Genomic DNA, 16,477 nt, shown 5'->3' with positions numbered 1-16,477 from the left:
ATTCAACAATACAAAAAGTATACTCATCATATTTCAAATAAAAAAATTAAAATTTTAAATTACTTTTGCAAAAGTTTTAGAAATATCAGACACTATACTTAGAAACACAAAATAATGATAACGACAAAATATGTCATCATTAATTTCATGATTCTTTGTCAAATGTTTATAATCTAATTAAAAAAAAGACACTTACTTTATTATGGAAAAAGTTTCCCCAAATCTAATCCTTAATGTAGTTTCAAAAAAAATTTGTAAACTACTATTTTTATTACTAATCTCATCGGTTAGTTTTTCACAAGCTGACGCATGCTCAATAACAACAACTACAGGACAATTAACTGTCGGAACCAGTTGCAACTATACTAGTTTTAACACAAACGGACTGAGTACAAATTATTGGACCAGTCCTTCTGGATGTGGAGCAGATAATGTAGATGATGCATGGGGTTGGTTTACTGCCACAAGTACTACAACAGTCATAAAGTACAACCCAACAGGCAACAGAAATGCTGTATTACACTTATTCTCAGGATCATGCAGTTCTAATATGACTGCTTTAAATTGTTCAAATATTGGAGGGAATGGTGTAGAAGAAATAATTACACAAACTACAACTATAGGTCAAAAATACGTTATTAGAGTTCAAAGAGATGGAAATAATGGAAACATGTCTGGTTCTATTTGTGTGTATGGAATTAATTGCCCAACAACTGCAGGAACTATATCAGGTAATCAATATCTTTGTACTTACGGAACATCAACAGCTACTTTTTCATCTACACAATCTGGTGGAGTTTGGTCTAGTAGTAATAATGGCATAGCTTCAGTTAACGCTTCAACAGGACTTGTTACAGCTCTAGGTTTTGGTACTGCAACAATAACTTACACTATTGGAGGATCAAGCTGTCCTACATATACAGCTACAAGAATAGTTTATGTATCAAATGGGCCTGCTTCTGGACCTTTATCATTAACAGGATCTACTGTTCAATGTGTGAGTTCTACTACTACATATACAGTCACACCTGACCCCTACTCAAGTTCATACACTTGGTCTTATCAAGGAAATGGGGCTATAATTACACCAGCAGTAGATGGGTTATCCGCATCAGTAACGTTTAGTGGCACTGCAACTTCAGGAAATATTAGAGTTCAATCTACAAACGGATGTGGAATTAGCAATGGAGGACAATACCTTTATGTTACAATTACACCTCTTCCTTCTACTCCAAGTACAAATAATGCATATAGTGCTACATGCACTGGTTTTGTTGCACAATGGGGCTATTCTAATAATGCAACTAGTTATATCATTGATGTATCTTTAAACAATACTTTTACATCAATTTTATCACAATATAACGGCTTCAATGTAGGTAATAATTTAAATTATAGCTTCAACGATCTGAATCCAGGAACTACCTACTATTACAGAGTAAGAGCATCTAACGCTTGTGGAACTAGCAGCAACTCAAGCACAATGAACTATGCTACTGCTACTGGAGCTTCAAATCCAGGAAATCCATCAAGTAATTCTCCACAATGCAATAGTGTTACTTTAACTAGAAGTGGAACACCTCCTACAAATGTTACTTGGTATTGGCAAACAACAGCTTCTGGAACATCAACCGCAAATAGCGGTGCAACTTACAATGTTACTACTTCAGGAACATATTACATAAGAGCTAGAAATTCTAACGGTTGTTGGAGTAATGGAGCAGGTAATGTAACAGTAAATATAGCATCTCCTACAACAATTACTACTAGTCCTTTAAACACCTCGATAATCCCTGGTGCCAATACTTCTTTCACAGTTGTGGCTTCTAACAGTCCAACTAGTTATACTTGGCAAGTAAGTACTAATGGAGGCACAACATGGACAAACATAACAAATGGAGGTGTTTATTCAAATGCTACAACTTCCAACTTAAATATAACAAGTGCAACATTAGCTATGAATGGATACAGATATAGAGCTTCTGCAACTAATGCTTGCGGAACATCAGCATATTCTAATTCAGCCACTTTAACCGTTACTTTGACTTATTGTACGCCAACTACTCAGACAAGAAACATAGTTTATATTAACAGAATAGATTTTGTTGGAACTTTAAACGATATTAGTAATACTTCTACCTTTTCAAGCAATGGATTCGAAGACTTTACAAGCTTACCAAATAAAGCAATACAAGCTCAAGGTGAAGGAGTTAATATTATTTTAAACAATATAAATGTTAATAACACAAATACAGGAGGAAGAGTTAAAGCTTGGATAGATTGGAATAAAGATGGCGTTTTTAGTCAAAACAGTACAGAAGAAATATACAATCCTGGACCTTACGCTGGTGCAAATTTAACTTTTGGATTTATTATACCATCAACTACTCAACCAGGCCAATATAGAATACGTTTTAGAGTTTATAATAATAGCAATAATGGGTTTGGCTATGACTTTAATCCATGTGAAAGTTTTACAGGAAACAATTATAGTGATGTCGAAGATTATTTATTTGAAGTAGTACCAAGCTGTAGTGCTAATATTGTTTCAGTAACAGAAGGTGCTAGCTGTGGTAGTGGTCCAGTAACAATATCTGCAATAGGAACAAGCAACACCATATCATACAGATGGTATGTGTCAGAAACAAGTACAACTCCAATTGCTGGAGCAACGGGAAGCACTTATACCACTCCATCACTTACAACTACTACAACTTACTATGTTACAGCTTTCAATGGCTCATGTGAATCAGTTGTAAAAACTCCTGTTGTAGCAAATATAACAACTACACCTACCATTAGTATAACGCCTCAAAACCCAGTTATATGTGGAGAAAATGCAGTTATTTCAATTGTTGCAGGAGGTGATAAAGAAACTGTCACATTAGTAAATGAAGATTTTGAAAACAATACTTTGGGAACGTTTAATAATTCAAACAATGATCCAAATGATAATACTGTTGATACCAAAACAGCTTGGCAAATAAAATCCAGTTCATTTATTCCTACTGGTGGTATTGTATGGTATCCAGCAATTTCATCGGGTATTGGAAACAATAAATTCGCCCTAGCAACTTCAGACATCAATCCAATTGCAGGAAACACTATAGAAAACTCTTTAACTTTAATAAATTCAGTAAACACAAATAATTTTATCAATTTAAGATTAAAGTTGAAAATGTTTTACTCAAGAGAACTTTCAGATAATGACACTTCTTATGAAGAGTACGTTAAACTTCAGGTATCAACAAACAACGGAACAAATTGGACAGATGTAGCCAATATACTAACTGACATAGGAATTGGTACAAGGTTTGCCACATTAAATTATGATTTAAGTTCTTATGTAAACAATACAAACCTTAAAATAAGAATAGTACATCGTGCCTATTCATCATCAAGTATGTGGTTAGCTGGTGGAGTAGCAGTCGACGATATTAAATTATATGGCGAAAAAACATTATCAACTTCGTTTAATTATAATACTAACGTAGTAGATGCTTTTATGGATTATGCTTGCACAATACCATATATATCTGGATCACCTGCAACTACAATTTACATAAGACCTACAGTTTCACAATTAGAAAACGCAGCTTTTATTATTCCTGTTTCAACAACTTTATCTAATGGCTGTGTAGTGAATGGAAACGTTAACGTAACTAACAACACTAAATTATTCACACCAAGTGCTTCCAACTCAGACTGGAACAACGCGTCAAATTGGAAACCAGTAGGTGTACCAACTGCCTCAAATTGTATTGTCATTTATGAAAATACAAATATGTCAAATACTGCTGTAGTTGGAAAAGGACTAAACTTAACTGTAAAACCAGGCAAAACATTAAACATTGCTACTGACAATTCATTAGTAATAACAGATTTTATTAAAGTTGAAAACACAGGAACTTTACAAATTGAAAATAATGCTAACTTAGTGCAAATAAACAATGTTACAAATACAGGTAACATTATTTACAAAAGAACAGCTGCAGGAATTAAAGGGTCTGATTATGTATATTGGTCTTCACCGGTTAACAATCAAGCAATTAGCACTATTTACACAACACCTGCTCCAGGCCCTAAATATGAATGGAGTACATTAATCAATAATGGAAACGGAACAGGAGGGAATATAAGTCAAGGAAATTGGGTGAGTCCAACAGCTACAATGGCTACTGGTAAAGGCTATATCATAAGAGGCTCTTCTTCTTTTGGAATGGCGGCCACAAGCTTAAATAGCTCTTTTATAGGACGACCTAATAACGGAAATATTGGGGCTACAGTAAACAGAGGTACTTATCAAGGTGCTGATTACAATGGTGCTAACGGAACATTAATCACAAGTCTAGATGATAACCATAATTTAATTGGAAATCCTTATCCATCCGCTATAAATGCCTATCAATTTATTAATGATAACAGCGGAGTGATAAAAGGTACTATAAAACTATGGAAACATGGTATTAATCCTGGATTAAACAATGGAGGAACTATAACAAATCCTTTTTACGGCAATTATTCTTATAATTATAGTGCATCAGATTATATGGTAATGACACTTTCTGGTAATACTGAACCAGCAGGCTCAAATATTATTAAAGCAGGGCAAGCATTTTTTGTGGAAATGCAAGACGGCCCACAAGGAAGTGGAACTGTATATTTCGACAATAAACAAAGAAGAGATAGTGCAGGAACACCATATGCAAATGACAATTTCTTTAAAAATGCTAATCAAGAAAATGATGATTTAGATAATTTAGAAAGACATAGAATATGGTTAGACATCTTAGATACAAACAATACATCAGAAAGAGCTTTAGTTGGTTATATTGAAGGAGCAACTATGGATGATGACAATAATTATGATGCAATTGCCGATCCATTAACAATGGGGATTTATTCTTTAATAAACAACAAACCATTTATAATTCAAGGTAGAAGCTTACCATTTGATGATAACGACCAAGTAGCTATTGGATTTAATGTACCAAGTCCTGGAACATACAAAATAGCAATCAACAAAGCTGATGGTTTATTTTTAGGAACTCAAGATGTTTACTTAAAAGATGAAGAATTAAACATTTATCACGATTTAAAAACAACTCCTTATACTTTCATTGCAACTGCTGGAAATCACAATAACAGATTTAAATTAGTTTACAAAACAGCATCAGTACTAAGCAATGTGACATTTAATGAAAATGAAGTTCAAATTACAAAAAACAAAAATATTGTAGATATAATTTCAGGAAATGAAACTATGGAGAATGTAAAAATATTTGACATTAGAGGAAGATTAATTGATGAAAAAACAAACATCAAAAGTAATTCAATCTCAATTGACATGAATAACGCTAAAGATCAAGTGTTAATTGTAAATATCATTACTTCTGAAGGAATTAAAGTAACAAAGAAAATTCTTTAAGACTTTAGAAATTTAAGAAAATTCCAAAAAGACCTTTGCTTTAAATAGTAAAGGTTTTTTTCGTTTTGATAAGCTTCTCGTTCAAAAGAAATATTCAAATAAGCTTCTTTCCAATTTCTATATTGAACAAATCGTATTAAATATTCTATGCCATACCAAAGAAAAAAAGGGAAAACTAACATCTCAATTTGTTGCCTTATATGAATTTTTTCATGATTTAAAAGCACCAAATTCTGCTTGTCTTCTCTATAAGAAAGTACAATAAAAGGAAAAATTGTAATTCCTCTCACCCATTTTGGGGTTAAATATTTAAAAACTAATACAAACATATCATACAAAGTTGCTAAATTTGTAGATATGAACAATACAATTGATCCAAATAATTTAATTGAAGGTGAAGATTTCTACTACACACCTGAAGGATACAAGTGTTTTACCGAAAAATACCATCTCAAAAGAGGCTATTGTTGCAAAAGCGGATGCAGACACTGTGCTTATGGATATGATAAAAAAACAGGAAATATTAAAAATGATACTTCGATTAATCGAATTTTCGAAAAATCAAATAATCAAATAAAAGAAAAAATGACTTTCAAAGAACAAATACAACAAGGAATTCCAAATGATTTACCAAATGTAAAACCATATGAAACGGAAATAAATCATGCCCCAAAAAGAAAAGAAATTCTTTCTGAAGCTGAAGTTAAATTAGCCTTACAAAATGCCTTGCGTTACTTTGAACCAAAACATCACGCTATTCTACTTCCTGAATTTAAAGAAGAATTAGAGAAATATGGTCGTATCTACATGTATCGTTTTCGTCCAGATTACGAAATGAAAGCGCGTCCAGTATCTGAATATCCAGGAAAAAGCGAGCAAGCAAAAGCTATTATGTTAATGATTCAAAATAATTTGGATTATGCTGTCGCTCAACATCCTCACGAATTAATTACTTATGGTGGAAATGGTGCTGTGTTCCAAAATTGGGCACAATACCTTTTAACCATGAAGTATTTGTCTGAAATGACAGACGAACAAACACTAACCATGTATTCTGGCCATCCAATGGGTTTATACCCAAGTCACAAAGAGGCACCAAGAGTTGTAGTTACAAACGGAATGGTTATTCCGAATTATTCAAAACCGGATGATTGGGAAAAAATGAACGCTTTAGGTGTTTCGCAATACGGACAAATGACAGCAGGTAGTTATATGTACATTGGCCCACAAGGAATTGTACACGGAACAACAATCACAGTTTTAAACGGATTCAGAAAAATTAAAAAATCGCCAAAAGGAGGTTTATTTGTAACATCAGGATTAGGAGGAATGTCGGGTGCACAACCAAAAGCAGGAAACATTGCAGGTTGTGTAACCGTTTGTGCAGAAGTAAATCCAAAAATAACTCACATTCGTCATTCACAAGGTTGGATTAACGAAGTCGTTGAAGATATTGACAAATTAGTACCAAGAGTAAAAATAGCTTTAGAGAACAAAGAAGTAGTTTCAATTGCTTATTTGGGAAATATAGTAGATGTTTGGGAACGTTTTGACAAAGAAAATCTACATATTGATTTAGGTTCCGACCAAACTTCTCTTCATAATCCTTGGGCTGGTGGCTACTACCCTATCGGATTCACTTTTGAAGAATCTAACGAAATGATGGCAAACAATCCATCAAAATTTAAAGAAGAAGTTCAAAAAACGTTAAGAAGACACGCAAATGCCATAAACAAACACACCGAAAAAGGAACGTATTTCTTCGATTATGGAAACGCTTTTCTATTAGAAGCTTCACGAGCTGGTGCTGATGTTTTTGCTGAAAATCATATAGACTTTAAGTACAATAGTTACGTTCAAGACATAATGGGGCCAATGTGTTTCGATTATGGATTTGGACCTTTCCGCTGGGTTTGTGCTTCAGGAAAACCAGAAGATTTGGCTAAAACAGATAAAATTGCTTGTAATGTTTTAGAAGAAATGATGAAAAATTCTCCAGAAGAAATTCAGCAACAAATGGCCGATAATATTCAATGGATTAAAGGTGCTCAAGAAAATAAATTAGTCGTTGGATCACAAGCACGAATCCTTTATGCAGATTCAGAAGGAAGAATAAAAATTGCAGAAGCTTTCAACCAAGCCATTGCAAAAGGAGAAATTGAAACTATAATTTTAGGAAGAGATCATCACGATGTTTCTGGGACAGATTCACCTTATAGAGAAACTTCTAACATTTATGACGGTTCGCGTTTTACAGCTGACATGGCTATTCAAAATGTAATCGGAGATAGTTTTAGAGGGGCGACTTGGGTTTCTATTCATAATGGTGGTGGTGTTGGATGGGGAGAAGTTATAAATGGTGGATTTGGTATGGTTCTTGATGGTAGTAAAGAGGCTTCAAGACGCTTAGCATCAATGCTTTTCTGGGATGTCAACAACGGAATCTCAAGAAGAAATTGGGCAAGAAATGAAGGAGCTATTTTTGCTATAAAAAGAGCGATGGCCACGCAACCTTTATTAAAAGTCACCATCCCTAATATAGTTAATGATGATTTATTTAAATAATAGATATTTCTATTAATCGAGCAATCAAAAAATTAAAAAGCTATGAAAACACTAAAATTAATTCCCTTATTTATGCTCTTTGTACTAGCTTCATGCAGTTCAGTTAGAGTAAATGCAGATTATGATAAAAAAGTAGATTTCAATCAGTACAAAACTTATGCGTACATAAAGGCAAGTATTGACAAAGTCGAAATTTCTGATTTAGACAAAAAAAGAATTCTACGTTCTATTGATGAAGCTATGAGTGCAAAAGGTTTTTCAAAATCTGAAAACCCAAATATGCTAATTAGCATTTTTACCAAAGAAAGTGAACGCGTTAATGTATACAACAACAACATGTGGGGAATGGGCTTCGGTTGGGGTTGGAACAATTGGGGAATGATGGGAATGGGAATGAATTCTGTTTACACAACTCCGGAAGGAACTTTATTCATCGATATGTTTGACGGAAAGACCAAAGAAATGATTTGGCAAGGTGAAGGAAGTGGTTATTTAACAAAAGATACCAATAAAAAAGACGCAAGAATTAAAGAATTTGTAGATAAAATTTTAGAACAATATCCACCTATAATTAAGTAATTTAAGTATTTAATTAAAACAAATATCGAAAACCGTAATTTCATATAATAATGAGATTACGGTTTTTATTATTGTCAAACTGATATTTTTTTAAAATTATAGCTTAATAATCATACATTTGCAAAAATTCAAAAAACAATGGCAATAGAGAGAAAATTATTCCTCAAAGCTTTAAAATTTACAGGAATATCAATAGGTAGTGTTTTAGCAATATTAGTTATTGTACCTATTCTTTTTGCTGACACAATAACCGAAAAAGTCAAATTGTTTGCCAATGAAAATTTGGAAGGTGAATTAAATTTTAAAGATTCTAATTTATCCTTTTTCAACCATTTTCCATCTTTAACCTTGACTTTAGAGGAATTTTCATTGAATGGTTCTGCTCCATTTGAAAAACAATCTTTAATTACGGCTAAAGAAATTGGTTTTGGCATTGATATTCCAAGCATGCTTTTTGGAAGTGAAGCACAAATTGACAAAATTTTCATAGAAAACGCCAAAATTAACGTTCAGGTAAATAAAAAAGGAGAAGCAAACTACAATGTCTATAAATCAGGTGAAACAGCTGTTACAGACAACAGTTCAGCTTCTTTAAATTTAAAAAATATTCAAATTCTAAATAGTGAACTTGTTTACAACGATGTTTCAACGAAAATGTTGATAGAGGCTAAAGGATTTAATTATAAAGGAAAGGGTAATCTTTTGGATGTTAATTTTAGCCTGACAACTTCTGCAAGCATTGAAAACTTAAACTTCACTTACGATTCTAATGAATATTTAAAAAACAAAGCTGTAAAAGCTGATTTAATTACGAAAATAAACACCAATTCCTTAGCGTTTGTGTTCGAAAAAAACGACCTAATCATTAACAAATTACCTGTTGAATTTAAAGGATATTTTAATTTCTTATCAAATGGTTATGATATGGATTTCAATTTAAAAACCGAAAATAGTAATTTGGATGACTTATTTACAGCTTTACCAGCCGAATACATTTCATGGAAAAGTCAAACTGTAATGAAAGGAACAACTTCAGCTTCCTTTTCATTAAAAGGAAAATATATTGCTGCTGAAAATATTAATCCAGAAGTTCGTTTTAAAATTAATATCAGAGATGGTTTTGTGAAAAATGGGAAAGCTCCATTTGCTGTTGAAAATATCTATTTAAATTTAGACACAAAACTTCCAAATCTTGATATTAATCGACTTTCTGTCCAACTAGATTCTTTGTATTTTGATGTAAATCAAAACAAATTAAGTGCTATTTTAAAATCTGAAGGTTTTGGAAACAAGATCAAAATCAACACAAAAATTAAATCAAAATTAGATTTAAAGACACTTTCTGATGCGCTTCAAATTCCGAATTTGCAATTAACTGGAAATCTTGATACTGATATAGTTTCAAACGGAACTTATAGTGCTGATGAACAAAAATTTCCTGTGACTAAAGGATATTTTAATGTAACTAATAGTTCTTTAAAAACGAGTTACTATCCAAAACCAATTGAAAAAATCAACATTAAAGCTAATTTAAATTGTCCAACTTCTGAATTTAAAGATGCTTCTTTTGTAATTTCACCTGCAACTTTTAGTTTTGAAAACGAACCTTTTACCTTAAATGCTAATTTTAAAGATTTCTCTGATTTGAACTATGATATTCAAGCTAAAGGAACAATAAATTTAGCTCCTGTTTATAAAGTATTTGCTCAAAAAGGCTTAGATATAAATGGAATTATTAAAGCTGACCTTTCTTTAGCAGGAAAACAAAGCGATGCAACTAAAGGAAAATATCAAAATTTAAAAAACAGCGGAACACTTGATTTAACAAACATACAAACCACAAGTGAATTACTTCCAAAACCGTTTTTAATTGAAAAAGGGCTATTTACCTTTAATCAAGAAAAGATGAATTTTGCTGATTTTAGAGGAAAATATGGACAATCTGATATTACTATGAATGGTTATGTTTTGAATGTGATTAATTTTTATTTGTCTGATAAAGAAACCTTAAAAGGGAACTTATCTTTTACATCAAATTATTTGAATATTAATGAATTGATGCCAACGGAAACTACAACTACAGAAGAAACCACAACTTCAAGTACAGTTTCTGGTGTAATTGAAATTCCAACAAATTTGGATTTAACCATTCAAACTAAAGCTAAAAAAGTCAAGTACGATGACATTATCATTGAAAATTTAGGAGGAATTATTCAAATGCAAAGAGGAATGGCTTCTTTAAAAAATGGTACTTTAGGAATAATTGGTGCAACTGCCAAAATGAATGGAACTTATAAAAATGAAGGCAAAGAAAAAGCTTATTTTGACTACACCATAAAAGCCAAAGATTTTGATGTAAAACGAGCTTATAACGAAATTAAATTATTTAAGGAAATTGTAACCGCAGCAGAAAATGCAGAAGGAATCGTTTCTTTAGATTACGCCATAAAAGGAGTTTTAAACAACCAAATGGAACCCGTAATGCCTTCACTAGAAGGAAAAGGAACACTTTCTGTGAAACATGTCAAAATGAAAGGTTTCAAATTACTAAACACGGTTGCTTCAAGAACAGAAAATCCAGATATTAAAGATCCTGATATCACAAAAGTTGATATAAAATCAACCATCAAAAATAATTTATTAACGATTGAACGCTTTAAATTCAAAGTTTCAGGATTTCGTTTGCGTTTTGAGGGACAAAGCAGTTTAGATGGAAATCTTAATTTAAAAATGCGTGTTGGATTACCACCTTTAGGAATAATTGGAATTCCCATAAAAGTGACAGGAAATCAAGATAATCCTCAAATTAATATTGGAAAAAAATCAGAAGATTTAGAAGAAACTATTTATGAAGATGGTGTAACTCCTATAAATGCACCCGTTAAAAGTGATAGTATTCCAAAGGTAATTAGTCCGGTTGAGAAAGTGGAATAAGTTTAAAAAAGGATAATAAGCTTAAAATCAACTATATTTACATCTTATTACAAGATCTTATGAATAAAAAAATATTTCTTTCAGTTAGTTGCTTTGTACTTATAAACCTTTTACTTTCATGCAGTGCTACCAACACACTTACGCTAAATGTAACAGAACCTGCTCCTGTTCTTTTAAATAAAAACACAACTAAAATAGGCATCATAAACAGAACTATTCCTACTAAGAAACAAGAAGTTCTAGATGCTATTGACAAGATACTAACTATTGAAGGTAAAGAATTAGATAAAATTGGAAGCAATTCCGAAATTATAAGTTTAAAAGAAGAATTATTAAAAAACAGCAACCTCACTAACGTAGTAATTTTAGATAGTATTGCTTCAAAAACATTTAGTATTGATCGTTTTTCAGACGAATTGCCTTGGGAAAAAATTGAAGAAATTTGTTCTAAAAAAAATCTAGATGCTATTTACGAATTATCCTTTTTCGATACAGATTCTGATGTAGCTTATAAAACATATACTACAGAAATAAAAAACAACTTAGGACTCAAAATTCCTGCAATTGAACATGAAGTATCAGTAACTACTTTAATAAAATCAGGTTGGAGAATTTACGACAATAACGATAAATTAATTTTAGATGTATTTGCCGATTCAAAAACTTTGAATTTAAAAGGAAGAGGTATTAATCCTGTCAAAGCTTTTGAAACTATTAAAACTCGTAAAGATGCGGTCATATCTGTTAGTAAAGATTTGGGAATAGCTTATGCCAATCGAATTCTTCCCTATAACATAAGAGTCACTAGAGATTATTATGTAAAAGGAACCAATAATTTTGAAATAGGCAAAAGAAGAGCTCAAGCTGGAGAATGGGATAGTGCTGCCGAATTATGGCTACTTGAAACCAATAACAAAAAAGCAAAAATTGCAGGAAGAGCTTGTTACAATATGGGAATTATTAGTGAAATAAACGGAGATATTAACACTGCCTTAAAATGGGTAACGAAATCTTACACCGATTATAACGACAATAACGCTTTACACTACATCAATATTTTAAAAAACAGAAAAGCTAAAAATGAGCAACTTGAAAGGGAAACAAATTAAAAAATCACTATTTCCTCTTTTTATACGCAGTAAATTTTTGCACTTTTACACTTATGAAATGGTGTTGCGGTAATTTATTTTATAAATATTTACACGTAACATCTTTTATTTCAGAGATTAATCATTCTGAACTAACTTGTCCTAAGTTTATTTCACTATTTTAGAATTTCAATTTCTGTGACAATTTTTACAATACTATTTATTTTGTCACGCTTTTGTGACTTTTTTATTTAAAATTGTTTTTTAATCACAGTTTTGTGACTTTATTATTTGAAAATATTATTTTGTCACAAATTAATTCACAAGCTTATCTTTCTGAAATTACTTGTACTAATTTGTTTTAGAATTTCAGATTTTTTAATCAGAATCTTGTCATTCTGAACTTGATTCAGAATCTTAAAAATCTATATCGTAAAATATTTTGGAAACCCTATAGATTACAAATCTAAATAGTTCTTTTGAAAACAATTCCCTAGCCCAGATTGCAATGGAAAGCTTTTTGTGGAAGAATGCTATTTTTTGTTGGCATAAAAAAGCGACCAAAGGAAGCTCTTTTTATGCCTTACAAAAAAAGTATTGTTTGCAAAAACTTGTAATGGAAAGCTGGAAATAGCTTCACGAAAAGTAAGCAGTGTTCAGTATTTAGTTTGCAGTAACTAAACACTAATAGTTAAACAACTCATCAATCTTAGCTTTTACTTTATCTACATTCGGAATCATAGTGAACTCCAAAGTGCTGTTTAAAGGAATCGCTGGCATATTTTCGGAACCAATCACCATAACAGGAGCATCAAGATGTTTGAAACATTTTTCTTGAATTAAACCGGCCAAACTACGTGCAAAGGAATTATTGGTTGGTTCTTCGGTTACGACTAAACACTTTTTAGTTTTTCTTACGGATTTTAAAATTGCTTCTTCATCTAAAGGATACAATGTTCGTAAATCGATAATTTCTACTTGGTTTTTTATGTCTGCCGAAGCATTCAAAGCCCAATGAACTCCCATTCCGTAAGTTATGATTGAAATGGTTTCTGTTGTTTCTTGTTCCCAAACTTCTTGAACGATATTTGCTTTTCCGAAAGGCAACATATAATCTTCGCTTGGTTCGTTGACTCTTGCAGCATCTGTTCCTTTAACTTTACTCCAATACAAACCTTTGTGTTCTAAAAATACCACCGGATTTGGATCGTAATAAGCGGCTTTCAACAAACCTTTTAAATCAGCACCATTACTTGGATAAGCGATTTTGATTCCGCGAATATTCGTTAAAACACTTTCTACAGATGAAGAATGATATGGTCCACCACTTCCGTATGCTCCAATTGGCACACGTAAAATCATGCTTACTGGCCATTTCCCGTTCGATAAATAACACGAACGACTGACTTCTGTAAACAACTGATTTAAACCAGGCCAAATATAATCAGCAAACTGAACCTCAACAATTGGTTTTAAACCTACAGCTGACATTCCAACCGTTGAACCCACAATAAAAGCTTCTTGAATGGGTGTATTGAAAACTCTTTCGTCTCCGAATTTTTGTGCTAATGTGGCCGCTTCTCTAAAAACTCCTCCTAATCGTCCACCAACGTCTTGTCCGTATAACAAACTTTCGGGATGTTTTCTCATGATTTCTTCGACTGCAAACAAAGCACAATCAACCATTACGACTTTTTCTTCGCGCTCTGGATTTCGTTCTCCAACTTCTTCTGTTATTGGTGTTGGAGCAAAATCGTTTGTGAATAAATCTTCTGGTTTTGGATCTTCTGCTAATTGAGCTTTTTCAAAATCAGCCTGAACTTTAGTTTTTGCTTCTTGTTCTATATCTGAAATCTGAACATCCGAAAATCCATTATCTTTTAATTGTTGAATTAAAACAGGATAAGGATCACGAGATTGTGCTTCTTCCAAATCATCACGATACCATTCCATTCGAACTCCAGAGGTATGGTGATTCAATAATGGAACTTTAGCGTGAACTAAAAATGGTCTTCTTTCTGCGCGAATCGTTGCAATTACTTTTTCTAATGCTTCATAACTTTCAGTAAAATTGGCGCCATCAATTGAAATAGCTTCAATTCCGTGAAAACCTTTTGCATATTCAAAAGCATTTTGAGCTCTCGTTTCTGCTGCATTGGCTGAAATATCCCAACCATTATCTTGTACCAAATATAAAATGGGCAATTGTTTTAAAGCTGCCATTTGTAAAGCTTCGGCAATTTCTCCTTCTGTTACGGACGCATCTCCAAGCGAACAAACTACGAAAGGTTTATCGGCTAAATCATCAGCAATATTTGTTTTTTCTTTATACCAAAAACCCATGGCTGCTCCAGTTGCTGGGATTGCTTGCATTCCGGTTGCTGAAGATTGATGTGGGATTTTTGGTTTATCAACATCATTCAAACTTGGGTGACAGTAATACGTTCTTCCTCCAGAAAAAGGATCGTCTTTTTTTGCCATTAATTGCAGCATCAAATCGTATGGTTGCATTCCAATTCCAAGCAACATGGCATCATCACGATAATATGGAAATGCATAATCTTGTGGCAATAATTGCATCGCAACAGCAATCTGAATCGCTTCATGACCACGTGAAGTTGCATGTACGTATTTTGAGACAATTTTGAAATTTTCTTCATACAATTCGGTCATGGCTTTTGCAGTTGCCATGGTTGAAAATGCTTTTTTTAGTATATCTTTATTTACCATCTTATCAGTGTAATCTATTTTTTTTGGAACACAGATTTAAGAAATTAAACAGATTTTTAAAATTTCTCTAATTTCTTAAATCTGTGTTCCTGAATTTTTATTTTGCTTCTACAATCCAACCGAATTTATCTTGTTCTTTTTGAACTTTAATTGCGTTTAAAGTATCGTTTATCATGTTTGAAACTGGATTTTCAGCGGGTAATTTTAAAGTAAAATCTTCGTTTCCTATTTCTTCAATCATTGCGATTCCGACTGCTGTTCCTGCTCCGAAAGCTTCTTCTAAAGTTCCATTTAATGACGCTTCCTTGATTTCTGATAATTTGATTGGTCTTTCAGTTACTTCAAAACCTTTATCTTTTAACAAAGTAATTACACTCATTCTTGTGATTCCAGCTAAGATCGAACCTGATAAATCTGGTGTAATGAATTTTCCATCAATTTTGAAGAAAATATTCATTGTTCCAACTTCTTGAATATATTCAAAATCTTGTGAATCTAACCATAAAACTTGATCGTATCCTTTTTCTTTTGCTAATTCAGTTGGGCGAATAGCTGCTGCGTAATTTCCTGCTGCTTTGGCTTCTCCTGTTCCACCATTTACAGCACGAACGTATTTCTTTTCAGCGTATAATTTAATTTTTTTACTGAAAAATGGTCCAGCTGGTGAACCCATAATGATAAATTTAAAACTTGTTGCCGCACGCATTCCGATAAAAGGTTCATCAGCGTACATGAAAGGCCTTAAATATAAAGCACTTCCTTCTTTGGTTGGAATCCAATCTTTTTCTACAGCTGTGAATTGTTTTAAAGCTTCTACAAATAAATCTTCTGGAAATTGTGGCATTCCCATTCTGTCTGCACTAAAATTTAAACGTTTAGCATTTTCATCAGGACGAAATAACAAAGGTGTTCCGTCTTGACCTTTAGTAGCTTTCATTCCTTCAAAAATAGCTTGTCCGTAATGCAAAGCCATTGCTGCTGGATGCGTTGGAATTAAAGATAAAGGTTCAATTCTTGGGTTTTGCCATGCACCATTTTCATAATCACAAATAAACATATGATCCGAAAAATTGAAACCCATTGTAATATTATCAAAATCAATTTTACTGACTTTTGATTCTTTAATTTTTGTAACTTTTATGTTGTAAGACAT

General features: G+C 32.4%; 8 protein-coding genes. 5 read left to right on the top strand and 3 right to left on the bottom strand.

Translation table 11 applies throughout. The features are described from left to right. Window positions 1-202: 202 nt before the first annotated feature. A complete protein-coding gene (locus tag G507_RS0115800) occupies window positions 203-5,428 on the top strand; it encodes an Ig-like domain-containing protein (RefSeq protein ID WP_026718411.1) in 5,226 nt (1,741 codons plus the stop codon). Here G507_RS0115800 and G507_RS0115795 read toward each other — a convergent pair. Further along, window positions 5,425-5,757: a hypothetical protein gene (locus G507_RS0115795; protein ID WP_026718410.1), complete on the bottom strand. Its 333-nt coding sequence runs from the start codon at window positions 5,755-5,757 to the stop codon at window positions 5,425-5,427. The two genes, G507_RS0115800 and G507_RS0115795, sit on opposite strands and share 4 nt — an antisense overlap. 28 nt (window positions 5,758-5,785) lie before the next feature. Here G507_RS0115795 and G507_RS0115790 point away from each other — a divergent pair, with 28 nt between their 5' ends. The 4 genes from G507_RS0115790 to G507_RS0115775 all read left to right on the top strand — a co-directional run bounded on the left by G507_RS0115790 (window position 5,786) and on the right by G507_RS0115775 (window position 12,615). Beyond that, on the top strand, window positions 5,786-7,993 hold the full coding sequence (locus G507_RS0115790) for a urocanate hydratase (protein WP_211218990.1): 2,208 nt from the start codon (window positions 5,786-5,788) through the stop codon (window positions 7,991-7,993). 42 nt (window positions 7,994-8,035) lie between these two features. After that, window positions 8,036-8,572, top strand: coding sequence for a DUF4136 domain-containing protein (locus G507_RS0115785; protein WP_026718408.1), 537 nt, complete (start codon window positions 8,036-8,038; stop codon window positions 8,570-8,572). Window positions 8,573-8,710: 138 nt separating this feature from the next. Further along, on the top strand, window positions 8,711-11,506 hold the full coding sequence (locus G507_RS0115780; RefSeq protein ID WP_035666428.1) for an AsmA-like C-terminal region-containing protein: 2,796 nt from the start codon (window positions 8,711-8,713) through the stop codon (window positions 11,504-11,506). Between the two features lie 59 nt (window positions 11,507-11,565). After that, window positions 11,566-12,615 carry a DUF6340 family protein gene (locus G507_RS0115775; protein ID WP_035666426.1) on the top strand — a complete coding sequence of 350 codons (1,050 nt, stop codon included), beginning with the start codon at window positions 11,566-11,568 and terminating at the stop codon, window positions 12,613-12,615. Window positions 12,616-13,278: 663 nt separating this feature from the next. On the opposite strand, the gene G507_RS0115765 is transcribed toward G507_RS0115775, so the two are convergent. After that, window positions 13,279-15,324 (bottom strand): alpha-ketoacid dehydrogenase subunit alpha/beta, encoded by a 2,046-nt coding sequence (locus tag G507_RS0115765; protein ID WP_026718405.1) that lies wholly within the window; start codon window positions 15,322-15,324, stop codon window positions 13,279-13,281. A 97-nt stretch (window positions 15,325-15,421) separates the two neighbouring features. Then, window positions 15,422-16,477, bottom strand: coding sequence for a branched-chain amino acid aminotransferase (locus tag G507_RS0115760; RefSeq protein WP_026718404.1), 1,056 nt, complete (start codon window positions 16,475-16,477; stop codon window positions 15,422-15,424).

It is taken from the genome of Flavobacterium gelidilacus DSM 15343 (assembly GCF_000422685.1).
Taxonomy (GTDB): Bacteria; Bacteroidota; Bacteroidia; order Flavobacteriales; family Flavobacteriaceae; genus Flavobacterium; species Flavobacterium gelidilacus.
Note: the sequence above shows the minus strand (reverse complement) of the source record. Positions and strands in the feature narration are given on the sequence as shown.

Bases quoted from the DNA above. Each gene is read 5' to 3' on its own strand.
- G507_RS0115780 (WP_035666428.1), top strand. From the start codon at position 8,711: ATGGCAATAGAGAGAAAATTATTCCTCAAAGCTTTAAAATTTACAGGA.
- G507_RS0115790 (WP_211218990.1), top strand. From the start codon at position 5,786: ATGAACAATACAATTGATCCAAATAATTTAATTGAAGGTGAAGATTTC.
- G507_RS0115795 (WP_026718410.1), bottom strand. From the start codon at position 5,757: ATGTTTGTATTAGTTTTTAAATATTTAACCCCAAAATGGGTGAGAGGA.
- G507_RS0115775 (WP_035666426.1), top strand. From the start codon at position 11,566: ATGAATAAAAAAATATTTCTTTCAGTTAGTTGCTTTGTACTTATAAAC.
- G507_RS0115760 (WP_026718404.1), bottom strand. From the start codon at position 16,477: ATGTCTTACAACATAAAAGTTACAAAAATTAAAGAATCAAAAGTCAGT.
- G507_RS0115785 (WP_026718408.1), top strand. From the start codon at position 8,036: ATGAAAACACTAAAATTAATTCCCTTATTTATGCTCTTTGTACTAGCT.
- G507_RS0115800 (WP_026718411.1), top strand. From the start codon at position 203: ATGGAAAAAGTTTCCCCAAATCTAATCCTTAATGTAGTTTCAAAAAAA.
- G507_RS0115765 (WP_026718405.1), bottom strand. From the start codon at position 15,324: ATGGTAAATAAAGATATACTAAAAAAAGCATTTTCAACCATGGCAACT.